The following is a 22,098-nucleotide window of genomic DNA, read 5'->3' on the forward strand; positions in this document are numbered from 1 at the left end:
CAGGGTCAGGCTGCAGTTGCGCATCGTCAGGGGGCCTTGTTCTCGATCAGACAGTTACCGCCATCCACCACCAGCAATTCGCCGGTGATGTAGCTGGCCTCGGGGGAAGCGAGGAAGGCCACGGCGCCGGCGATTTCGTCCGGGCGTCCGGCGCGGCCTATGGGCGTATAGGCCGCGGCGTGGCGTTCTTCTTCGGTACTGGAAGCTGTGCCAATCCAGCCCGGCGCCACGCTGTTGACGGTGATGCCCTGCTTCGCCACTTCCAGCGCCAGGCCCATGCTCAGGCCGAGCATGCCGGCCTTGGCCGCGCTGTAGGCGGCCTCGCCGGGGTTGCTGCCGCGGGTGCCGGTGGTCGAGCTGATATTGACGATGCGCCCGTAGCCGTGGGCCTGCATGCCCGGCAGCAGGGCGCGGGTGAGCAGAAAAGCCGTGGTCAGGTTGCGCGCCAGCGTCAGGTTCCAGGTCGCCAGGTCCATGCTCGCCACCTCGGCGAAGGGCTCCGGGCTGCCCTGCATGGCCATGCCGGCGTTATTCACCAGGATATCGACGCGGCCGAATTGCTCGCTGGCCCAGCGCGCCAGCTCGGCCACCTGGGCTTCGTCGGTGAGGTCGGCGACCCAGGCGCGGGCGTCTATACCCTCGGCCGTCAGTTCGGCGGCGCGTTGCTGGATGCGCGCGCTGCTGGCCGTCAGCAGCACCCGCACGCCTTCGCGGCCCAGACGGCGGGCAATCGCCAGGCCGATGCCGCTCTCGCTACCGGCGCCGCTCACCAGCGCGACCTGATCCTGCCAGACAGAATGAGTCATTTCATCTTCTCTTGTGATCACAAAACAGGATTAACACTAACAAAGGCCGCTTACATTGTCAGCTATTGACATATTTGTGATCACAAAATAAGAATGTTCGGAAATTCGAACGAGGTGTTCAAACATGACTTCCAGCGGTATCCGCCATAACGCCGTGGAAACCTTCGCCGCCCGCGAGCGCCAGCGTTTCCTCGAGCGCAACCCGAAATCCGTGGCCCTGGCCGAGCGCGCGCGCAGCTCGCTGTACGCCGGCGTGCCGATGCACTGGATGGCCGACTGGTCGACACCCAATCCGCTGTTCGTCGAGCGCGCCAAGGGTGCGCGTTTCTATGATGTGGACGGCCACGAGTACCTCGACTTCTGCCTGGGCGATACCGGCAGCATGTTCGGCCACTCGCCCGACCCGATCGCCCGGGCCATCGCCGAGCAGGCCAACAACGGCCTGACCACCATGCTGCCGGGCGAGGACGCGGTGGTCTGCGGCGAGTTGCTGGCCGCCCGCTTCGGCCTGCCGTTCTGGCAGGTCACCGCCACCGCCACCGACTCCAACCGTTACGTGCTGCGCTGGGCGCGGGCTATCACCCAGCGCAAGACCCTGCTGGTGTTCGACGGCTGCTACCACGGCACGGTGGACGACGTCATGGTGCGCTGCCGCGACGGCGAGACCATGCACCGCTCCGGCCTGATCGGCCAGGCCTACGACCTGACCCAGTACAGCCGCTCGATTCCGTTCAACGACGTGGCCGCGCTGGAGGCCGCGCTGGCCCAGGGCGACGTCTGCGCCCTGCTGTGCGAGCCGGCGATGACCAATATCGGCATGGTCCTGCCGGAGCCGGGCTTCATGCAGCGATGCCGCGAGCTGACGCGCAAGTACGGCAGTCTGCTGATCATCGACGAGACCCACACCATCTCCACCGATATCGGCGGCTGTACCCAGCTCTGGGATCTCGACCCGGACTTCTTCGTGGTCGGCAAGCCGATCGCCGGCGGCGTGCCCTGCGGCATCTTCGGCTGCAGCGCGGCCATGGCCGAGGCCATGACCGAGGCGCGCAAACAGGCCAGCGAAGAGAGCCACGGCCATGGCCACAGCGGCATGGGCACCACCCTGTCGGCCAACGCCCTGGCCATGCACTGCATGCGCGCCAACCTGGAACAGGTGATGACCCCGGCCGCCTACGCGCATATGTTGCCGCTGGCCAAGCGCCTGGCCGACGGCTTCCGCCGCCTGATCGGCCAGCACGAGCTCAAGTGGTCGGTGACCGAACTGGGCGCGCGCAGCGAGTTCCAGTTCTGCCCGGTGTCGCCGAAGACCGGCGCCGCCGCCGAAGCCGCCTTCCACGACGAGCTGCAGATGGCCCTGCACCTGTACCTGATCAACCGCGGCATCCTGATCACGCCGTTCCACAACATGACCCTGTGCTGCCCGAGTACCTCGGTGGCCGATGTCGACCGGCTGATCGCCACCCTCGACCAGGCCCTGGGCGAACTGCTGGCGATTCCCGGCGCCCGCGAATAATCCGTAGGGTGGATGACGCTGTACTCATCCACCACTACAGCATCCCGGTGGCTGGATAACGCCAGCCACCCTACGTGAGACACCATCATGCAATTCGCCGACATCCAGGAAGCCCGCGACTTCCTCGAACAACACCCCGAAGTCCGCCTGATCGAGCTGTTCCTGATCGACGCCAATGGCGTGCCGCGCGGCAAGCTGCTGCACCGCGAGGAGCTGCTGGCCATCTACGAGAACGGCCGGCCGCTGCCCAGCTCGATCCTGGCGCTGACCATCAACGGCGAGGACGTCGAAGACACCGGCCTGGTCTGGGAAGTCGCCGACGCCGACTGCTGGACCTACCCGCTGCCCGGCAGCCTGTGCCTGCAACCCTGGCGCGCCCAGCCCACCGGCCAGCTGCAGGTGAGCATGCACCCGACCCAGGGCCTACCGGCCAGCCCGGCCGACCCGCGGCATGCGCTGGTGCGGGTGATCGACCGGCTCAAGGCCGACGGCCTGCACCCGGTGATGGCGGTGGAGCTGGAGTTCTACCTGCTCGATCAGCAGCGCGATGCCAATGGCCGGCCGCAGCCTGCGCGGCAAATGAACGGCGTGCGCCCGCAGGCCCCGCAAGTCTATGGCGTGGCCGAGCTGGAGCAGGTCCAGCCGTTCCTCGACGATCTCTACGCCGCCTGCGAAACCCAGGGCCTACCGGTACGCACGGCGATTTCCGAGTACGCCCCCGGCCAGCTGGAGCTGACCCTGGAGCACCGCTTCGATGCCCTGCAGGCGATAGACGAGGGCGTGCGCTACAAGCGCCTGGTCAAGGGCGTAGCCAACAAGCACGGTTTGCAGGCCTGCTTTATGGCCAAGCCGTTCGGCGATCAGGCCGGCAGCGGCATGCACCTGCACGTCAGCCTGGCCGATGAGCAGGGCAACAACCTCTATGCCTCGGAGCTTTCCGACCTTGAAGGCGGGCCCGGCACGCTCTTACGCCACTCCATCGGCGGGATGATGAGCTGCCTGCTGGATTCCCTGGCGCTGTTCTGCCCCAACGCCAACTCCTTCCGCCGCTTCCAGGCCAACAGCTACGCGCCGCTGGCCAAGAGCTGGGGGGTGAACAATCGCACCGTGTCCTTCCGCGTACCCGGCGGCCCGGCCAAGAGCCGGCACATCGAACACCGCATCTGCGGCGCCGACGCCAACCCCTACCTGGCGGCGGCGGCGATCCTTGCCGGCATTCATGAGGGCATCAAGCAGCAGCTCGACCCGGGCGCGCCTATCAGCGGCAACGGCTATGCCCAGGCCACCGAATTCCTGCCCACCGACTGGCTGACCGCCCTGTGCGCCCTGGAGCAATCGGAGTGGGCCAAGGCGCAATTCGGCGAGGAGTTCCTCAAGGTGTTCCTGGCGATCAAGCACCGCGAATACCGCGAGTTCATGGGCGAGGTCGGCGAGCAGGATTGGCGCTGGTACCTGACCCAGGCGTGACACGCTGGCGCGAGACCCTCCCTACAGAACTTTATAAGCGTGAACAGACTAAGGAGTTTCGATGAGCACCCCCGTAGTTCTTATCACCGGCGCGGCCGGCGGCCTCGGTAGCGCACTGGCCAAGCGCTTTGCCCAAGGCGGCTGGCGCGTGGCCGCCACCGACGTCGACGGCGCCGGCCTGCATGCCCTGAGCACCAGCCTGCCCTTGGCGGCGAGCATGCCGGCCGACCTGCGCTCGGCGGCCAATTGCCATGAGCTGGTCAGCTGCGTGCTCGCCCGCACCGGGCGGCTGGACGCGCTGGTCAACGCCGCCGGCATCTGGCGTGAGGGGCCGGTGGAATGCTTCAGCGAGGAGGACTTCGACCTGGTCATGGCGGTCAATCTGAAGGCCGCCTTCTTCATGTGTTCGGCGGCGATCCCGCACCTGCGCGAAAGCCGCGGCAGCATAGTCAACATCTCCAGCGACGCCGGCCACCAGGGCAACCGCAACGCCGCCGCCTATTGCGCGGCCAAGGGCGGCCTGACCCTGATGGGCAAGACCCTGGCGCTGGACCTGGCCAGCGATGGCATCCGGGTCAACACGGTATCGCCGGGGGATATCGCCACGCCGATGCTCGACTTCCAGGCCGAGCGCTACGGTGAAGGCAACCCCAAGGCCTACAAGCGCCAGCTGCTGGCGCTCTACCCGCAGGGCCAAGACGCGCGCTTTATCCGCCCGGATGAAGTCGCCGAACTGGTCTGGTTTCTCTGCCAGCCCCACGCCGAAGCCATCACCGGGGCCAACCTGGCGATCGACTTCGGCCTCTCGGCCGGCAAGTAACCTGCCCAGGGCGGGCAAGGTTGCCCGCCAGCGCCAGGGTGACGAGTCGGCGGAGCGCAGCGTCAGGGTAGAGAAGCCGGCGCGGCAGACCACGCCTCGGTTATCCTTGCCTCCCTCCCCTGCCAAGAGCCTGTCCCATGGAAGCCGGAAACGCCCAGCTGTCGATGACCGTGTTGATGACCCCGGATATGGCCAACTTCTCCGGCAACGTGCATGGCGGCACCCTGCTGAAGTACCTCGACGAGGTCGCCTACGCCTGCGCCAGCCGTTACGCCGGGCGTTATGTGGTGACCCTGTCGGTGGATCAGGTGATCTTTCGCGAGCCGATCCATGTCGGCGAACTGGTGACCTTCCTCGCCTCGGTCAACTACAGCGGCACCAGTTCGATGGAGATTGGCGTCAAAGTGGTCACCGAGAACATCCGCGAGCGATCGGTGCGGCATACCAACAGCTGCTTCTTCACCATGGTCGCGGTCGACGACGCCGGCAAGCCCACCGCCGTGCCGCCACGGCAGCCGCACAGCGCCGAGGAAAAACGCCGCTTCAAGCAGGCCCAGCAGCGCCGCCAGCTGCGCCAGGAGTTGGAGCGGCGCTATCAGGAAATCCTCGAAGAAGCCTGAGGCCCGGCCGCGCCGCCTACACATCTTGTTTAACTAGGCGCAGCGACCAGTGCCCGAGCTGACACGCTCCCCGATCACGCCGCACCGATCGCCGCGAGACCCTCGACCCGCGCCGGAATTTGCGCCGCCGCCCACACTTCTCCCGCCCACTGGCCATACTGAGTGTGAGGGGAGAAGTGCAGGGTATTCAGCGGCCAGGCGTCGCCCCCCAGGCGCGGCAGGAGCAACGCCGCCGCGCGGCTGCCGGCATAGCCGAACACCCCATGGGCCTGGCGGGCGCGCAGAGGCGCAGGGCGTTGCATGCCGGGTTCCCGAGTCGTGAAAGCGGCAATAGTGAGAGCGAAAGTATGGCGGCAAATAGCCCCGACCCGACAGACTGGAGTGCCTGGCTCGCGGCGGTTAAGCTGACCGCCCTTGTTGGAGCGCAACCACCATGCTGACCCTGGGCAATCTGTTCGTGCTGATGCTGCTGACCGCCGGCGGCGCGTGGTTGTGGCATGCCCATGGCCTGCGCGAACGGGCCTTGGCGCGGGTCAAACAGCATTGCCAGCAGGTGGACGTGATTCTGCTCGACGACAACGTCGCCCTGCGCAGAATCGCCCTGCTGCCCGACGCCCGCGGTCGCAAGCGTCTGGCGCGGGTGTATGGCTTCGAGTTCACGGTCACCAGCGAACAGCGGCATGCCGGCACCATCATCATGTTCGGCGACCACGTCGGGCATATCGAGCTGGCACCGCACCCCTTCGTGGAAAAGCCCGGCAGCGCCTTGGACAAGCCCGACCTAGTGCCCGACAAAACGCCAGAAAAGCCCACCTCCGCCGAGGTGATCCAGCTCAGCGAGTGGCGGCGCACCCATGACAAGTGGCACCACTGAGCTCTAGTTAGAGCAGCCCCAACGCGCGCAAGCGGGCCGTGCCCGGCTCAGCTGTGTTGCAAGAGGTAATTGGCGACGCGCTCGGCGCAGTCCTGCGGGGCTTCCTGCATAAAGCAGTGCCCGCCGGCCACCAGTTGGGCACTGACGTGACCGTTCAGCGCCGTCACCCGCGCCACCGCCTTGGCGACGAAGGGATAGCTGTGCTGACCGTGCAGAATCCGCGTTGGCGTGACTATCCTGCCCAGCGACGGCCACAGCCGGCGGGGGTAGGAACTGAAGATTTCCACCTCGCGGCTCGGCCGGCATTTCAGCTCGACGCCGCCCGCCACCTCCTTCAGCCCATGCTCGACATAGGCCCACAGCGCCGCATCCTCCCAGCCCTTGAAGATGCCACGGCCATACAGCCCGGCATAGGCCGCGGCGCGGTCCGGCCACTGCCGCCGGCGGGCGGCGGACTTGCGCGCCAGGGTGCTGCGCCGATGCAGGCCGAGCACCTCGGACAGCGCCATCACGCCGATCAGCGCCGGTGGAAACAGCACCGGGTCGAGCAGCACCGCGCGCCGGAACAGCTGCGGCTGCTTGGCCAGGATCAGGCTGCTGAGCACTCCGCCGAAACTGTGTCCGACGGCAAAGCAGGGCACCGCGCCGAAGAGCCCGCGGCCACTCTCGAAGGCCTCCAGCGCCAGCTCGGCACTGCGGTTCCAGCCATGAAAACGCCCGCCGTGGTCGCTGTCGCCATGGCCCTGGATATCGCACAGCCAGAGGTCGAAGTCCGCCGCCAAACGCTTGAGCAGCGGCTCATAGGTGCGCCCGCAAAACCCATTGCCATGCAGAAAATGCAGCAGCGGTTTACCCGAGGGCGGGCTGTGCCAGCCACGCAGGGTGAAGCCGGCGGAAGTGGGATGGGACCAAGGCTCTAGCGTCATGGGATAACTTTGCGGCGAGGTGAGCGCGGCAGTTTAGCTGCCGGCTGGCGCGCTAATCCAGCCGACAGGCGGCCAGCCCGGCGCTGAGCGTCGCCTCATCCTGGGCCTGGCTGAAGATCAGCTCCAGGCGCGAATCCTTACGCCATTCGCTGGCTTGCCAATGGACCGGTTCACCGTTCAAGGCATTGCCGGAGAGCCAGCCGGCATTGGTCTGCAGCACCAGCTTGGCGCGCCGCCAGGGCAAGGTAGCCAGCCACAGCTGCACGCGCATCAACTCGAAACGCTGACTCGGGTGCCAGCGCCAACCGATGCTCCAACCCTGGGCCTGCCCCTGGCTTTGACAGATCGGCTGCCGGCGGTCGAGCCAGACACTCGGCAGGCTAGGCGCGCTAGTCGATGGCAACCCCAGGGCCTCCCCGGCGCTCTCGGCCTGAGCCTGCAGACCTGGCAGCAGACTCGGCAACTGGGCCAGCGCCAGCGCGCCCTGACTGGTCCAGCACGCCGGCCGCGACGGCAGCTCGGCCAGCAGCCGCGCGCGCACCGCATCATCGAGGTTTTCCGCCTTGTTCAGCACCAGCAAACCCGCCTCGGCCAACGCCGCCTGCTGAGTCTCTGGCAGCGCTTGGCCGGCGGCCAGGGCGACGGCATCCAGCACCAGCACACTCGGCTGCACCGCCAGCACGCCCGCCCAGGGTGGCTCATGCAGCTGGCGCAAAATTTCCGCCGGGTGGCCAAGACCGGACGGCTCGATCAGCAGGCGATGCGGCTTGGCCTTGCGCAGCAAGCGGGCCAGACCGATCTGAAACGGCGCGCCATTCACGCAGCACAGGCAACCGCCGGCGACTTCACCGAGGGCGATGCCATCGTCGCCGCTCGCCAGCAGCGCGGCGTCCAGGCCAATCTGGCCGAACTCATTGATCAGCACCGCCCAACGCTCGTGCACCGGCCGCTGCGCCAGCAACTGGCGAATCAGGCTGGTCTTGCCCGCGCCCAGGGGGCCGGCGATCAGGTGGGTGGGGATATTCTTCAACATGGGCTTATGGTGAGGCTTGTCCGGGTCAGGGGCAAAGGTGTCGTGCTAGAGTCCCGCGCATTTCGTTCTGGAGGCGTTGTCATGCGTCTGTGGCTGCTCGCACTGTTATCCGCCCTGCCCTTGTTCGCCCAGGCCGAAGCCTGTGTGGTGCATAGCCAGGCCGCGCGACTGGACATCAAGGTCTGCCAGCAAAACCGCAGCATCCCGCCGCAACTGTTTCGCCAGGGCTTTTGCCAGCCGCAACTGCAAGGGCAGAAGGTGGCCGTCGAGTTTGTCGAGCAGTGCCCGAGCGGCTCCTTTGGGGTCTGCCGCTCGGCCCGGGTGGCCGGCACGCCCTACCAGCAGGACATCCATTACTACGGCGTGGCCAGCGACGCGGCCTATCTCAAGCCGGCCTGCGAGGGCCAAAGCCAAGGCCTGTGGATGGGCCGTTAGTCGCCTGGCCGCTGCTTGGCGGGCGAGCATCAGGTAGCCTCCGCATGCCAGGGGCCGAACGGGTCCGGCAACTGTTGCCAGGCCTCCACGCCCTGGGCCATTTCGGCGTCGGTCATCTGGCAGGCATCCAAGTCTTCATTGAGCTTGGCGAAGTCGATGTTCTGCCCGATAAACACCAGCTCCTGGCGGCAATCGCCGGCCTCCACGCTCCAATTGCGCAGGATCGTCTGCACGTCTTCGGCGTCTTGCGGCCATTGGTCCTTGGGCACGAAACGCCACCAGCGCCCGGCGCAACCATGGCGCAGCAAGCCGCCGGCCTGGGACCAGCTACCGACCTCCTGGTGCTTGCTGGCCAGCCAGAAAAAGCCCTTGGAGCGCAGCAAACGGCCATTGCTCCACTCACGATTGATGAAGCTGAAAAAGCGTTCGGGATGGAACGGCCGCCGTGCCCGGTAGGCGCCGGAGGCGATACCGTATTCCTCGCTTTCCGCCAGGTGCTCGCCGCGCAACTCCTTGAGCCAGCCAGGCGCCTGGGCCGCACGCTCGAAGTCGAAACGGCCGGTGTCGAGGATCTTCGCCAACGGCACCTGGCCCATGACCATCGGAATGAGTTCCGCCGTGGCGTTCAGGCTGCCGAGGATACTGAGCAGCTCTTCGCGCTCGCCGCTGGAGATCAGGTCGATCTTGCTGAGCAGGATCACATCGGCGAACTCGACCTGCTCGATCAGCAGATCGGTGATCGAGCGCTCGTCCTCCTCGCCCAGCACCTCGCCGCGGCTGGCCAGGTTTTCCGCGGCCTGGTAGTCGCGGAGGAAATTCAGCCCGTCGACCACCGTGACCATGCAGTCCAGCCGCGCCAGGTCGGCCAGGCTCTTGCCGTCTTCGGCACGGAAGGTGAAGGTTTCCGCCACCGGCAGCGGCTCGGAAATCCCGGTGGACTCGATCAACAGGTAATCGAAACGACCGTCCCGGGCCAAGCGGCTGACTTCTTCCAGCAGGTCTTCGCGCAGGGTGCAGCAGATGCAGCCGTTGCTCATCTCGATAAGTTTTTCTTCCGCGCGGTTCAGGCTGACATCGCGCTGAACTTCGCTGCCATCGATATTGATCTCGCTCATGTCGTTGACGATCACCGCAACCCGCAGGTGCTCACGGTTCTTCAGCACATGATTCAGCAGGGTGCTTTTGCCGGCGCCGAGAAAGCCGGACAGCACGGTCACAGGGAGACGGTTGGGCATGGGGTTTACCTCAGGCATCACGGAGATGTGTTTCGCGTCGTTCTTGGCGTTCCTTGGCCTCGCTGCACAGGCTCGCGGCGGGTTGGGCGAGAATTTCAGCGGCAGTCATGACGGGTTCGGTTGCGGTGCGCTTATTTGTTATAACATAACATTTAAACCACGCAATGGTGAAGCCCATGAACGCCCCGACCCTGCCAGATATCGCCACGCAAACCGCCCTGGAACAACAACCGCTGGACTGGGTCGGCATGTGCGGGATCGCCCTGCCGCTGCTGCTCGACGACGGCCAACGCGTCGCCGCACGGGCCGACGCCGGCGTCAGCCTGGATGACGGCGCGGCCCGCGGCATTCATATGTCGCGGCTCTATCTGGCCCTTGCACTGCTGGAGCATGAGCCGCTCTCGCCAGCGCTTCTGCGGCGGGTGCTGCAACGCTTTCTCGACAGTCATCAAGGGCTCTCCGCCAGCGCCTCTTTGTGTCTGCACACCGAAGTGCTGCTGAAGCGTCCGGCACTGGTCAGCCCCCTGGCCGGCTGGAAGTCATATCCGGCCAGCATCGCTGCACGCCAGGATTCAAGGGGGTTTCACGTGGAACTGAGCGTCGCCGTGAGCTATTCATCGACCTGCCCGTGCTCGGCGGCGCTGGCGCGGCAGCTGATCCAGCAGCGCTTTAGCGAAGACTTCCACAACCGCCCCCTGGAGCACCGCGAGGTGCTGGCCTGGCTAGGCTCGCCACAGGGGATTGTCGCCACCCCGCATAGCCAGCGCAGCAGCGCCCAGTTGCAGATTCGACTGAATCCGGCCGCCACGGACTTGCCGCTGGAAGCACTGATCGACCGCGCGGAAGCCGCACTGGGCACTGCGCTGCAGACCGCGGTGAAGCGCGCCGACGAGCAGGCCTTCGCCCTGGCCAATGGGCAAAACCCGATGTTCTGCGAAGACGCCGCACGACGCCTGCATCTGGCCCTGCGCGAACAACCCGAAGTGCATGGCTTGCACCTGCGGGTGGTGCATGCCGAAAGCCTGCACGCCCATGACGCCGTCGCCGAGATCCGCTGGAACTGGGAGGTCGCATGATCCGCTGCCGCGCACTGCAATGGGGCCCACCCGGTCGGCCACTGACCCCGGCACTGGAACTGAGCCTGCCCGCTGGCAGCCTGACGGCGGTGATTGGCGCCAATGGCTGTGGCAAAAGCAGCCTGCTCAAGGTTATCGCCGGGTTGCAAAAGCCCCTGGCGGGCCAGGTCGAATTGGCCGTCCAACGACGCGGCGGAGTGGGCTTTCTGCCGCAGCAGCAAAGCCTTGACCGGCAGTTTCCAATCAACCTGGTCGAGCTTGTGGCGGCTGGCTTCTGGCGCGCCCGAGCCTCCGCCACGGATCGCCGTGAACGCTTGCAACAGGTGCTGGCGGACTGGAGTTTGAGCGGCCTGGAACAGCGCCCGCTGCTGGCCCTGTCCGGCGGGGAACTGCAACGCGCCCTGCTCGCCCGCCTGAGCCTGACGGAGGCGCCGCTACTGCTCCTGGATGAGCCACACGCGGCACTCGACGAACCAGGCCAAGCGTTGCTGTGGAAACATATCCAGCACTGGCATGCCGAAGGCCGCACCCTGCTGGTGGTCTGTCACGACCTCGCAGCAGTACGCCACCATATTCAAACTTCACTGCATATCGCCAGCAATAGCTGCACGTTATCTGCAAGTAAGCAGATTATCGCCCCGCAGCCACAGATGCAGGTGGCCTGATGCTGCTGGCGCAACTGTGGCAACCGTTCAGCGAGTTCGCCTTTATGCGCCGCGCCCTACTTGGCGGCATAGTGCTGGCCTGCAGCACTGCACCGCTCGGGGTTTTCCTGATTCTGCGGCGCATGAGCCTGATTGGCGACGCCGTGGCTCACGGCATTCTGCCAGGCGCCGCCCTGGGCTTCTGGGTCGCCGGCCTGAGCCTGCCGGCACTGAGCATTGGCGGCCTCGGCGCGGGGTTGGCGATGGCCGGGCTGGCGGCCTGGATCACCCGCCGCACGGGACTGCGTGAGGACGCTAGCCTGGCGGCGATCTACCCCATTTCACTGGCCAGCGGCGTGCTGATTCTCGGCTTGGCCGGCAAACGCCTGGACTTGCTGCATCTGCTGTTTGGCTCCGCCCTGGCGGTGGATAGCCAGACGCTGACCGGCATGCTCTGGGTTTCTGCACTGAGCCTGCCGTTGCTCGCACTGATTTATCGCGCACTGTTGCTGGATACCCTCGATCCGCTGTTTTTGCGCAGCGTCAGCCGTTTTGGCCCGCTGGCTCACGGCCTGTTCCTGACCCTGGTGGTGCTCAATCTGGTGATCGGCTTTCAAGCCATCGGCGCGCTGATGGTGGTCGGTCTGATGATGCTGCCGGCCGCGGCCGCGCGCTTCTGGAGCCGACGTTTGCCGCGCTTGCTGGTGATTGCCGCGGCACTCGGCAGTGTCGCGGTCTGGCTCGGGTTGTTGCTGTCGTTTTACGCCTCCCTGCCCAGCGGCCCGGCCATAGTGCTGGTCGCCGGCAGCCTGTATCTGCTCTCCGTGGTCTTCGGTCCGGTGCACGGCTTGCTGCGCCAGCCACCGCTGATCACCTGCCAATGACCCATCGCCCCCCAAGAGGTTTACCCCCATGCGCGGATTAGTCGTGCTACTCGCCCTGCTGTTGCCGCTATCGCTGTCGGCTGCCGAGAAACTCAAGGTCGTCACCAGCTTCAGCATCCTCGCCGACATGACCAGACACATCGGTGGCGAGCATATCCAGCTGCGCAAGATGGTCGGCGCGGACGCCGACGCCCACACCTACGAACCGACTCCGGATGATGCCAAGGCGCTGCTCAAGGCCGATGTCGTGATCGAGAACGGCCTGGGCTTCGAGCCCTGGCTGGAGCGCCTGATCGCCAGCACGGCGAGCAAGGCCAAGCGGGTCGTCGCCAGCCGTGGTGTAGTGCCGCGCGCTCTGGACCAAGGCGGCCAGAGCATGCCCGACCCGCACGCCTGGCATAACCTGGCGAATGCCGAACTGTACGTGAACAATATCGCCCAGGCCCTGAGCGGCGCCGACCCGGCGCATGCCCAGGACTACTCGCAGAACGGCCAGGCCTACCTGCAGAAGATTTACCCGTTGCTGGCGCTGGCCAAACTACAGCTCGGCAACCTGCCGGCCGGCAGCCGCAACATCGTCACCTCGCATGACGCCTTCGGCTATCTCGGCCAGGCCTACGGCATCCGCTTCATGGCCCCACAAGGCCTGTCCACGGAGAGCGAACCTTCCGCCGCCGAAGTCGCGGGCCTGATTCGACAGATCCGCCAGGAGCACATCAAGGCGGTGTTCGTCGAGAACATCAAGGACTCGCGCCTGCTCGAGCAAATCGCCCAGGAAAGCGGGACGCAGATCGGCGGCACCCTGTATTCCGACGCCCTCGCGGCTTCCGGCCCGGCCAGCACGTTTATCGGTCTGTTCGAGCACAACCTGAAAACCCTGCATCAGGCGCTGGCGCAGCCCTAAGCAGAGTAATTGCACCCCAGATGAACACCAGTTTGCATTCCATCTGAGCACGCATTGGCAAACGGGATGACCCCTTCAGCGAGCCACCCGACCGGCTCAAAACGACCCAGCCGGTGACAAACCGGCCGGACTGCATGAGGAAAGGCTGCGCATTGCACAAAGACCGGCAAAACCTCCCCCCGAGGCTTTGCCAGCTGTTCGTGGGCGCTTTTAACCTTGAAGCGCCTCCATCAGCACTTGGACGAGTTGCCCGCCTTCTGGGGTAGCCCAGCTACCGGCCAGTTCCGCAATCAGCTGGTTGGTAGTGGTCAGTGTCACGCCACCTTTGTCCATCCGGCGCAATGCAATGTCATCGGCCATTGCACTGGGCGAGCCACCACCATCGGCGACAACCTGAACCTCATAGCCATCACGCACCAGGCTCAGTGCCGGGTAGACCGTGCAGACGTCATTGGTGACACCCGCAATGATCAGTTTCTTACGCCCGGTGGCTTTGACGGCGGCGGCGAAGTTTTCATCGTCCATGGCATTGACGATACCTAGGCGCTGAACGCGAGCAGCGAATTCGGCGGGCAGGATCTGTTCCAGCTCGCTCAGAAGCGGGCCCTGGGCGTGCTCTTCCATGCTGGAGGTAAGCACGACCGGAAGTTTGAGGATGCTTGCTGTCTTGGCGAGCATCAGCGCGTTGCGTTTCAGCTCTTCGAAAGGAATGGATTTCACCCAGCCCATGGTTCCCACCTGATGGTCGATCAGTAGTAGGGCAGCATTGTCAGCACTGAATTTTTCGTAAGCCATGATGATTCTCCTAGCATGATAAGTGGGGCGTCATCGCCCCTGGTTTGGGACTGCTTGGTTCACTCAACGGGGTTCCATGGTTCCGAAGGCACCACGCTGGTAAGCCTCGATGGCATCGTCCAGCGCCTCTTGGGAGGCAAGCGCCAATGGCCCTTGCCAAAACACTGGCTGATGCAGGGGGCGGCCAGAAAACACTACGGCCTTGGCGTTCCCTTGATTGGCACGCAGCGTGACAACTCGGTCATCACGTTGCGGCAGATTCACTGGCAGCGCCTGCTCAGCGAGATTGAAGGCTTGGCCATCGACCAACACCTCACCATCAATCGGCATCACGAAGGCGACATGCCCCTCCGGCACCGGTACCTGCACTTCAGCTCCCTCTGCTAGGGAAATGTCCAAGATGCTCACCTCGGCGGGCGGGGACAAAGGGGAATCGACTCCGGCGAAGCTGCCGAGCGGCACTCTTACTTTGGCCCCCGGCAACTGCACCACCGGAACGTCCTGTGCTTCCAGGCTGAAGGCAAACGGCGCCTGCGCTTGCCGATCCAGCGGCAGGTTGATGAAGACTTGCAGCATGTGCACGGTCTTGCCCGGCTCGGCAGGCACCTCCTCATGCACCACGCCACTCCCCGCGGCTGTCCAATGCAGACCTCCAGGCTGGATCAGGTTGCGATTGCCCAGTGCATCGCGGTTATCGATGCCGGTCTCCGAATCCAAGAACAGATACGAGACCGCTGAGAAGCCCGCGTGTGGATGGGGTGGAAAAGTAGGCCCACCGATCCAGGCATGATCGACAGCGAGGAAAGGGTCGATGCTCTGGTCGAACTGACCCCCGCGCAGGGTGAAGGCGTGGAAGTGGCTACCGTGGTGCATACGCTGCAAGCGTGCGACTGTCATGACCAGGCTCCTCAGGCACCTTGCACGGGGCTGATGGATGGGTAATCGATGTACCCCTCAACGCCCGGTGCGTAGAAGCTGTCCTTGTTGGGGACATTGAGTCCCGCATCCGTACGAAAACGCTCCGGCAGATCAGGGTTGGCTAGGAAGGCGCTGCCGAACACCGCAGCATCGGCGCGGCCTTCAGCGAGCAACACTTGGGCGACTTCTTTATTGAGCCCGCCACCGACCAAGTAAGCGCCATCGAACAACGGACGCAGCAGGGCGTGGTAATCGACGCTGGCACCGAACAAGGCGACGTGCAGGTAGGCGAGGTTGAACTCACGAAGTTGCTCGACCAGGTAGGTGTAGGTTTCCTGCGGGTTGGCATCGACGATGTCGTTGAAATTCATCTCGGGAGAGATCTTGATCCCGACGCGATCACCACCAATCTCCAGCACCATGGCGTGCAGCACTTCGAGGACGAAGCGCGCACGGTTCTCCACCGAGCCGCCGTATTGGTCATCGCGCCGGTTGCTGCCAGACGAGAGGAACTGCTCGGGCAAGTAGCCAGAAGCTGTGTGCAACTCCACACCATCAAACCCAGCCTCAATGGCACGGCGTGCAGCACCACGGTAACCGTCGATGACAGAGGCAATCTCGGCCACGCTCATGGCGTGCGGCGTGACGAAATCCTGCAAGCCGGTGGCGGTCCAGGTCTGACCAGCAGCCTTGATCGCGGAGGGTGCTTGCGGTTGTGCGCCATCGGGCAGCAGCGAAGGGTGGGAAACCCGACCGCAGTGCATCAACTGCATGAAGATACGACCGCCGCGAGCGTGTACGGCTTCGGTGACTTGTTTCCAGGCAGTCACCTGCTCAGGCGATTCGATGCCAGGGGTGCGCACGTAGCCTTTGCCCAGGGCAGTGGGGAATACACCTTCTGAGATGATCAGACCGGCGCTGGAGCGCTGGGCGTAGTAAGTCTGGACCAGATCACTCGGCACGCCGGCATCGTCGGAGCGCGAACGGGTCATGGGGGCCATGACCATGCGGTTGGAAAGGGTGTAGCGACCTATCTGTACTTGAGAGAAAAGCGAATTCATCTGGGTGCTCCTCAGTGGTGATGTGGCTATGATTCACCAATCCAAAAGCGGGATAAATACGGCTAAATTGAAATGACTGATCCACTGGTGGAGCAATGCGCATGGAGTTTCTCAATGACATGGCGCTGTTTGTCGAAGTCGTGAAGGTTCGCAGTTTCCGCAAAGCAGCGGAGGCACTGGGCATGCCGAACTCGACCTTGTCTCGCAGAATCAGTGGTCTGGAGAAGGAAATAGGCTTGCGGCTGCTGAACCGCACCACGCGCAGGATTGAGCTGACCGAGGCTGGCCAGCTGTACTTTGATCGCTGCAAACGTATCGTTGATGAAGCACGCCTGGCCCATGAGCAGCTTGGGGAAATGCTCGCCAGACCCAGCGGCTTGCTGCGGGCATCACTGCCGGTGGATTTCGCCAATATCTACCTGGCACCGCTGATTGCGGAGTTTGCTCGGCTCTATCCTGGAATCACCTTCGAGTTAGACCTGACGCCGCGTCAGGTTGATCTGGTGAGTGAGCCTGTCGACGTTGTAATTCGCATGGGAGAGCCGGCGAACTCGAACCTGATCGCCCGCAAGCTGGCGAGTTTGCGACGTTGCCTTTACGCCTCTCCTCGCTATCTCGAATTGTCCGGTGAGCCCGCTCACCCCTCGGACTTGGCGCACCATGAATGCCTGCGCATGCGCGGCTCTCAAACCAACCGCTGGACACTTTCGAGCGAGCAAGGGCGAGAGGAAGTTGAGGTCGGCGGGCGATTTGAACTCAACAGCGTAGGGATGATTAGACGTATGGCGACGCTGGACTTAGGTATTGCCCTGCTACCTGAAGGTATCGCCGCTCAAGCCCTGGCCAATGGCGAATTGCGCAAAGTGTTGCCGCAGTGGCAAGCAGACCCGGTGTCTGTGTATGCCCTTACCGAGACTCGGCTGTTACCAGCAAAAACACAGCGCTTTATCGAGTTTCTGCGCGAGAAACTGGAAAACATCTAGCGTCATTTTACTGAAGAAGTTGGTTGCAGAATCGTCTGCTTTTGGCCGATCTCTGCCTGTCACACGACTCATAGACATGCTGCTCTAGTCGGATGCAAACAGGTGGTCAGATGAAATGCAAACACTTGGTCAAGTCCATGCAATTACCCAATAAGCAGAGCACGGACTAAGGCTGGCGCGGTTGTAACGTGCCGCCCGCCAACGCCCGTGGGACTCCAGGCTGCCGCTTTGCGGCTGGCCGCCCGTCGTGAAGGTGCTGTTGAGCGTGGTGACGAACTCACGGTCACTGACAAAGCGCGTCTGCCCTTCGCCCTTGCCCAGCGATGGCAACCCCCCTGCTGCGCCATCGCCTGTTCGGCCATTTGCCGCGGCTGTGCCGGTAAATTACCGAGCAATAGCTCCAGGTTCGGCAACGCCTGACCATTGAGCTGCATAGTGTTCGGGCTGATTTCCCAGAGCCCGGGCTGCAGCGTTTGCGCCTGGGCCAGTTGCGCTAGCAGGCAGATCGCCGCACTAAGGGTAAGAAGGCGGATGTTCATGCTCGGGATTCCTTGCAGAGGCCGCTTATGCGCTCGGCGTGGCCCGTCCGAATGGCGTGCCGGCGACGCCAACCCGCGCTAGCCTACCCAGTAGTAGACGCCGTCAGTGGCTGACAGTTGCAGCGGCGCACGGCACCTTTACGCAAGGAAGTACTCGCGCATGGACTACAGCATTCCCCCGCTACTCGGCTATCTGCTGGTGCTGGTGCATCTGCTCGGGGTCGCCGCGGCCATCCATGCCGTGCTCAGCGTACGCACTGCGCAAGGTGCGATTGCCTGGGCCATCGCCTTGCTGTTTATGCCCTACCTGACGCTGCTGCCGTATCTGGTGTTCGGCCGCAGTACCTTCGACGCCTACATCAAAGCCCGGCGCCAGGCCGACCGCGAAATGCACAGCGCTATGGCCAACCTGAACTGGCGACCCTGGGTAGAAGAAGCCCTGGCGGCAGGTGAATCCGAGGCTTACGGCAAGCTGCGGGCCATGCCGCGTCTGAGCCGGATGCCGTGCCTGGCGAACAACCAGGTACGCCTGCTGATCGATGGCGAGGCCACCTTCGCGGCGATCTTCGCCGCCATCGGCGCGGCCCGGCAGGCGATCCTCATCCAGTTCTTCACCATCCATGACGATGCTCTGGGCCGCCGCCTGCAAGCCTTGCTGTTGGAACGCGCCGCCGCCGGGGTCGCCGTCTACCTGCTCTACGACAGCATCGGTAGCCATGCCTTGCCGCACCGCTATGTCGAACGCCTGCGCAGCGGCGGTGTGCAAATCCAAGCCTTCGCCACCCGCAGCGGGATGTTCAACCGCTTCCAGGTCAACTTCCGCAACCATCGCAAAATCGTGGTGGTGGACGGCGAATGCGGTTTCATCGGCGGGCACAATGTCGCCGACCTATACCTCGGCCATAAACCGCCGCTGGCACCCTGGCGCGATACCCATATCGAACTGCGCGGGCCGGTGCTGGCTTGTCTGCAGGAGTCGTTCGCCGAGGACTGGTTCTGGGCCACCCGGCAGCTGCCGCCGCTGATCCTGCCGGCGGCCTATCCCGGCGGCGGGATGCTCTGCCAGGTACTGACCAGCGGCCCGGCGGATGCGCAGGAAACCTGCTCGCTGTTCTTCGTCGAAGCGATCCAGGCGGCGCGCGAGCGGCTGTGGATCACCAGCCCGTATTTCATCCCCGACGAGGCGGTGTTCGCCGCCTTGCGCCTGGCGGTGCTGCGCAATGTCGATGTGCGTATCTTGCTCCCGGCGCGGCCCGATCACCGCACTGTGTATGCCGCCTCCAGCCTGTACGCCTTCGAGGCGCTGCATGCCGGCGTGCGCGTGTTCCGCTATCAGCCAGGCTTCCTGCACCAGAAAGTCCTGCTGATCGACCAGGACGCCGCCGCCATCGGCAGCGCCAACCTGGACAACCGCTCGCTCCGACTGAACTTCGAGATCATGCTGCTCACCGTCGATCGCGACTTTGCTAAGGAAGTCGAACGGATGCTCGAAGACGACTTCGCGCAATCGCGCGAACTGGCCGCCGGCGACGACCAACATATCCATCGCCTGCGTCAGCTCGGTATGCGGGTGGCGCGGCTGATTTCGCCGATTCTCTGAGGCTATCCCGTCGCGCCCTGCTTTCAGCTCTCAGGTTTTGCGGTAAAGATCGGCGCGACTCCAGGGCAGCGCGTGGGAACCATCGGCCAGCGGCTTAACCGCCAGAATCTGATGCAGATTCATCCAGCCGCGGGCAAAGCCATAGGCGCAGCCGGCCAGGTACAGGCGCCAGATCCGCAACGCCTGTTCCGGCACCAACTGCGCCGCCTCCGCCAACTTGTTCTCCAAGCGCGCGCTCCAAAACTCCAGGGTCCGCGCGTAGTGCAAGCGCAGGCTTTCCACATCCACCACTTCCAGGCCCGCCTGGCTAAGGAGCGCAGTCATGCTGGCCAGATGCGGCAGTTCGCCGTGGGGGAACACGTAACGGCCGATAAACGCGCCGGCACCGCGCCCGACCGGCCGACCATCGGTGCTCCTGGAAGTGATGCCGTGGTTCAGCACCAGCCCGCCGGCCCGCACCGCGCCGTACAGGCGCTGGCAGTAGAGCGGCAGGTTGGCGTGGCCGACATGCTCGAACATGCCGACGCTGACGACCTTGTCGAAACGACCATCCTGCGGCAGGTCGCGGTAGTCCAGCAGTTCCAGCTGCACCTGGGCGTCCAGCCCTTCGGCCCTGACCCGCGCGCGAGCCAGCTCCAGCTGCTCCTGGCTGAGGGTGATGCCGAACACCTGCACGCCGAACTCGCGGGCGGCGAAACGTGCCAAGCCGCCCCAGCCACAGCCGACATCGAGCAGACGCTCGCCCGGCTGCAGGCGCAGCTTGCGGCAGAGATGACGCAGCTTGGCCTGCTGGGCCAGCTCGAGATCTTCCGTGCCGGTCTCGAAGTAGGCACAGGAATAGACCATCTCGCGATCCAGCCAGAGCGCGTAGAAGTCGTTGGAGAGGTCGTAATGATAGGAAATGGCGGCGGCATCGGTGGCCTTGTCATGCTCGGTGCGCGCCGGCAGGCTCGCCTCCCCCTCGCCGAGCAGCGCTTGGCTGAGGACATCGCCGATGCGAATGACTTCGCTCATCGGCCCCTCGAGGCCCAGCCGCCCCTCCACGAAGGCGCCACCCAGCGCATCCAGGCTGGGATGGGTGAAGTGCGCGACCAGGCTCGGATCTTTGAGCACCATGGTGACGCTCGGGGCCGGGCCGAGGTCGAGTTCATGGCCGTTCCACAGGCGCAGCCGCAATGGCAGTTGAAGGTCGCGCAGGGTCGGTGGAAGTTGCGCCAGCATAGGGAGTTCCCCGTTCACACTCATCAGTGCAAGCGTAGTTCAAATGCCTCCCAGGCCAAGCCAGAGGTTCAACGACCTCGTTATAGGCCCAACAACCCTCGCCTATGACACCCGCCGCAGCAGCCCCTCGCTCAGCCATTGCTTGAGCCAGGTCGCCGCCTGCACAGGCGCGGCGTCGCCCTGCGCGCTCAGCTCGACGCATAACTCGGCGAAACTCCAGCCTTGCTGGCTCATGCCGTGCAGCGCCGCGGCTTCCGCCGGGCCCAGGCTGCGGTACTGGCTGACCAGGCCCTGGCGCCAGATCAGGCAGACCTGCGGCGGCTCCAGCGGCGTGCTGGCCGGCGGCTCGCCCGCGGCCTTGAGCGCGCGCCACAACGCCAGGCTGTTGTAGTGGCAGACCTGCCACTGCACGCTGGGCAACAGGCGTACCCGCAGCTCGGGCCAGTCCGCGGCCGGCAGCCTGGCCATGCTCTGCAGGGTCAGGGGTTCGCCGTCCGCGGCGTCGAAGGCCAGGGTGAAGGCCCATTCCAGACGCACGAGTTCGGCCAGCGGCGCGCCCTGTTCGGCGACCAGGTAGCCGTCGATAAAGTCCGCCAGCCGCGCGCCCAGCCAGCGCAGGCTGAAATGACGGGAGGGATGGGCTTGCAGATAGGCACTCGCCAGGCCCTCGAACTGGTCGTCGCCGAGCCAATGGCGCAGGGTTGGGAAGTCTTCGCGCAGGGCGTCCAGCAGGCGCGACCGGTAGGCGTTGTGGTAGATCGCCAGGCCTTCCTCGGCGCTCAGGGCCGGGCTGCCGAGCAGGCTGTCGCGCAACGCCGCGTTGGGCTGCGGCTGCGCGCCGAGCAGGTAGGCCTCGAGCTCGAGCTGCCAGTCGTTCAGGCGCATGCGGCCTCCGTGCCGAGTGCCACGGCGGCTAAGGCGCGGGCCTGCTCCAGTTCGGCGAGCAGCTCGGCGAGGGGTGGGAAGTGATCGTCGCGCTCCAGCAGGGTGGCGACCGGGCCGAGATGCTCAAGGGTACGCCGATAGAGCCGCCAGACCGGATCGCTGACCGGCTGATCGTGGGTGTCGATCAGGTAGCTGCCGTAGTCGCTATGCCCGGCCAGGTGCAGCTGGCGAATCCGCGCGGCCGGCAGCGCGCTGATAAAGTCCCAGGGCTCGAAGCCGTGATTGCGCGCGCTGACATAGACGTTGTTGACGTCCAGCAACAGCTCGCAGCCGCTCAGCTCGCTGAGGGCGGCGAGGAACTGCCATTCGCTGAAATCAGAGTTCGCGGTGCGCACGTAACTGGAGACATTTTCCAGCACCAGCGGCCGCTCCAAGACCTCCTGCACCTGGCGCACGCGGGCGGCCACATGCTGCAGGCTTTCTTCGCTGTAAGGCAACGGCAGCAGGTCGTGCAACTGATGGGCGTTGCCGCGGCTCCAGCACAGGTGGTCGGAGATCCACGCCGGCTGCACCCGGTCGGCGAGATGCTTGAGCTGCTGCAGGTAAGCTTGGTCGAGCGGATGCGGGCCACCGATGGACAGCGACACGCCGTGCATCACCAGCGGGTAGTGCTCGCCGATGGCGTCCAGGTAATACAACGCCTTGCCGCCCTCGACCAGATAATTTTCCGAGATGACTTCGAACCAGTCCACCGCCGGGCGCTGTTCGAGTATCTCGCTGTAGTAGGTGCTGCGCAGCCCCAGGCCGTAGCCGAGGCAGGGAGTAACTGAAGACATGCCGGGCTCCTTCGCCAAAG

The 22,098-nt window shown here is 64.7% G+C and carries 22 protein-coding genes and 1 pseudogene; 12 read left to right on the forward strand and 11 right to left on the reverse strand.

Translation table 11 applies throughout. The features are described from left to right. Positions 1 to 26 precede the first annotated feature (26 nt). Positions 27 to 806: an SDR family NAD(P)-dependent oxidoreductase gene (locus FFS13_RS02180; protein WP_137817488.1), complete on the reverse strand. Its 780-nt coding sequence runs from the start codon at positions 804 to 806 to the stop codon at positions 27 to 29. A 124-nt stretch (positions 807 to 930) separates the two neighbouring features. Here FFS13_RS02180 and FFS13_RS02185 point away from each other — a divergent pair, with 124 nt between their 5' ends. The 4 genes from FFS13_RS02185 to FFS13_RS02200 all read left to right on the forward strand — a co-directional run bounded on the left by FFS13_RS02185 (position 931) and on the right by FFS13_RS02200 (position 5,229). Then, positions 931 to 2,322 (forward strand): aspartate aminotransferase family protein, encoded by a 1,392-nt coding sequence (locus FFS13_RS02185; protein WP_137817489.1) that lies wholly within the window; start codon positions 931 to 933, stop codon positions 2,320 to 2,322. A gap of 87 nt (positions 2,323 to 2,409) precedes the next feature. Then, entirely contained in the window at positions 2,410 to 3,789 is a 1,380-nt protein-coding gene (locus FFS13_RS02190) for a glutamine synthetase family protein (RefSeq protein ID WP_137817490.1), read from the forward strand. A 61-nt stretch (positions 3,790 to 3,850) separates the two neighbouring features. Continuing rightward, positions 3,851 to 4,609 (forward strand): SDR family NAD(P)-dependent oxidoreductase, encoded by a 759-nt coding sequence (locus tag FFS13_RS02195; protein WP_137817491.1) that lies wholly within the window; start codon positions 3,851 to 3,853, stop codon positions 4,607 to 4,609. 137 nt (positions 4,610 to 4,746) lie between these two features. Then, a complete protein-coding gene (locus tag FFS13_RS02200; RefSeq protein WP_137817492.1) occupies positions 4,747 to 5,229 on the forward strand; it encodes an acyl-CoA thioesterase in 483 nt (160 codons plus the stop codon). An 83-nt stretch (positions 5,230 to 5,312) separates the two neighbouring features. Here the strand turns inward: FFS13_RS02200 and FFS13_RS02205 are convergent. Continuing rightward, positions 5,313 to 5,531, reverse strand: a pseudogene (locus FFS13_RS02205) (pyridoxal kinase); the annotation flags it as partial. A 131-nt stretch (positions 5,532 to 5,662) separates the two neighbouring features. Here FFS13_RS02205 and FFS13_RS02210 point away from each other — a divergent pair. Then, entirely contained in the window at positions 5,663 to 6,103 is a 441-nt protein-coding gene (locus FFS13_RS02210) for a DUF3301 domain-containing protein (protein WP_137817494.1), read from the forward strand. A 47-nt stretch (positions 6,104 to 6,150) separates the two neighbouring features. Here FFS13_RS02210 and FFS13_RS02215 read toward each other — a convergent pair whose 3' ends face one another. Both FFS13_RS02215 and FFS13_RS02220 read right to left on the reverse strand, forming a co-directional pair. After that, positions 6,151 to 7,029 (reverse strand): alpha/beta fold hydrolase, encoded by an 879-nt coding sequence (locus FFS13_RS02215; RefSeq protein ID WP_137817495.1) that lies wholly within the window; start codon positions 7,027 to 7,029, stop codon positions 6,151 to 6,153. A gap of 52 nt (positions 7,030 to 7,081) precedes the next feature. After that, a complete protein-coding gene (locus FFS13_RS02220; protein ID WP_137817496.1) occupies positions 7,082 to 8,062 on the reverse strand; it encodes a GTP-binding protein in 981 nt (326 codons plus the stop codon). A gap of 81 nt (positions 8,063 to 8,143) precedes the next feature. On the opposite strand from FFS13_RS02220, the gene FFS13_RS02225 reads away from it, so the two are divergent. Further along, entirely contained in the window at positions 8,144 to 8,497 is a 354-nt protein-coding gene (locus FFS13_RS02225; protein ID WP_137817497.1) for an NADH:ubiquinone oxidoreductase, read from the forward strand. Positions 8,498 to 8,526: 29 nt separating this feature from the next. Here FFS13_RS02225 and zigA read toward each other — a convergent pair whose 3' ends face one another. Continuing rightward, positions 8,527 to 9,732, reverse strand: coding sequence for a zinc metallochaperone GTPase ZigA (gene zigA, locus FFS13_RS02230; RefSeq protein WP_137817498.1), 1,206 nt, complete (start codon positions 9,730 to 9,732; stop codon positions 8,527 to 8,529). Between the two features lie 176 nt (positions 9,733 to 9,908). Between zigA and folE2 the strand changes: the two genes are divergently transcribed. From folE2 to FFS13_RS02255, 4 genes are read left to right on the forward strand one after another with little or no spacing between them, the layout of a single operon-like run. After that, the gene (gene folE2 / locus FFS13_RS02240) at positions 9,909 to 10,808 is read left to right on the forward strand and encodes a GTP cyclohydrolase FolE2 (RefSeq protein WP_137817499.1); all 900 of its coding nucleotides are present in this window, start codon (positions 9,909 to 9,911) and stop codon (positions 10,806 to 10,808) included. Further along, positions 10,805 to 11,473 carry a metal ABC transporter ATP-binding protein gene (locus FFS13_RS02245; RefSeq protein WP_137817500.1) on the forward strand — a complete coding sequence of 223 codons (669 nt, stop codon included), beginning with the start codon at positions 10,805 to 10,807 and terminating at the stop codon, positions 11,471 to 11,473. Before folE2 ends, FFS13_RS02245 begins: the two co-directional genes overlap by 4 nt. Beyond that, the gene (locus tag FFS13_RS02250) at positions 11,473 to 12,336 is read left to right on the forward strand and encodes a metal ABC transporter permease (RefSeq protein ID WP_137817501.1); all 864 of its coding nucleotides are present in this window, start codon (positions 11,473 to 11,475) and stop codon (positions 12,334 to 12,336) included. Before FFS13_RS02245 ends, FFS13_RS02250 begins: the two co-directional genes overlap by 1 nt. A 28-nt stretch (positions 12,337 to 12,364) precedes the next feature. Then, positions 12,365 to 13,240: a metal ABC transporter substrate-binding protein gene (locus FFS13_RS02255; RefSeq protein WP_137817502.1), complete on the forward strand. Its 876-nt coding sequence runs from the start codon at positions 12,365 to 12,367 to the stop codon at positions 13,238 to 13,240. A 210-nt stretch (positions 13,241 to 13,450) separates the two neighbouring features. Here FFS13_RS02255 and FFS13_RS02260 read toward each other — a convergent pair whose 3' ends face one another. From FFS13_RS02260 to FFS13_RS02270, 3 genes are all read right to left on the reverse strand, one after another. Further along, positions 13,451 to 14,035, reverse strand: a complete 585-nt coding sequence (locus tag FFS13_RS02260; RefSeq protein WP_137817503.1) for an isochorismatase family protein — start codon at positions 14,033 to 14,035, stop codon at positions 13,451 to 13,453. 63 nt (positions 14,036 to 14,098) lie between these two features. Then, positions 14,099 to 14,932 carry a pirin family protein gene (locus FFS13_RS02265; protein WP_137817504.1) on the reverse strand — a complete coding sequence of 278 codons (834 nt, stop codon included), beginning with the start codon at positions 14,930 to 14,932 and terminating at the stop codon, positions 14,099 to 14,101. An 11-nt stretch (positions 14,933 to 14,943) separates the two neighbouring features. After that, the gene (locus FFS13_RS02270; protein ID WP_137817505.1) at positions 14,944 to 16,014 is read right to left on the reverse strand and encodes an alkene reductase; all 1,071 of its coding nucleotides are present in this window, start codon (positions 16,012 to 16,014) and stop codon (positions 14,944 to 14,946) included. Positions 16,015 to 16,115: 101 nt separating this feature from the next. On the opposite strand from FFS13_RS02270, the gene FFS13_RS02275 reads away from it, so the two are divergent. Next, positions 16,116 to 16,997 (forward strand): LysR family transcriptional regulator, encoded by an 882-nt coding sequence (locus FFS13_RS02275; protein WP_137817506.1) that lies wholly within the window; start codon positions 16,116 to 16,118, stop codon positions 16,995 to 16,997. Between the two features lie 699 nt (positions 16,998 to 17,696). Then, on the forward strand, positions 17,697 to 19,136 hold the full coding sequence (cls, locus tag FFS13_RS02285) for a cardiolipin synthase (protein WP_137817507.1): 1,440 nt from the start codon (positions 17,697 to 17,699) through the stop codon (positions 19,134 to 19,136). Positions 19,137 to 19,166: 30 nt separating this feature from the next. Here cls and cfaB read toward each other — a convergent pair whose 3' ends face one another. From cfaB to FFS13_RS02300, 3 genes are all read right to left on the reverse strand, one after another. Then, positions 19,167 to 20,357 (reverse strand): C17 cyclopropane fatty acid synthase CfaB, encoded by a 1,191-nt coding sequence (cfaB, locus tag FFS13_RS02290; protein WP_137817508.1) that lies wholly within the window; start codon positions 20,355 to 20,357, stop codon positions 19,167 to 19,169. A gap of 102 nt (positions 20,358 to 20,459) precedes the next feature. Then, positions 20,460 to 21,242, reverse strand: a complete 783-nt coding sequence (locus FFS13_RS02295) for a DNA-binding domain-containing protein (RefSeq protein WP_137817509.1) — start codon at positions 21,240 to 21,242, stop codon at positions 20,460 to 20,462. After that, complete coding sequence (locus tag FFS13_RS02300; protein WP_137817510.1) at positions 21,233 to 22,078, reverse strand: DUF692 domain-containing protein; 846 nt, start codon at positions 22,076 to 22,078, stop codon at positions 21,233 to 21,235. The genes FFS13_RS02295 and FFS13_RS02300 overlap by 10 nt, the downstream gene beginning before the upstream one ends. Positions 22,079 to 22,098 lie beyond the last annotated feature (20 nt).

The organism is Pseudomonas sp. 2FG, assembly GCF_005502935.1.
Classification (GTDB): Bacteria; Pseudomonadota; Gammaproteobacteria; order Pseudomonadales; family Pseudomonadaceae; genus Aquipseudomonas.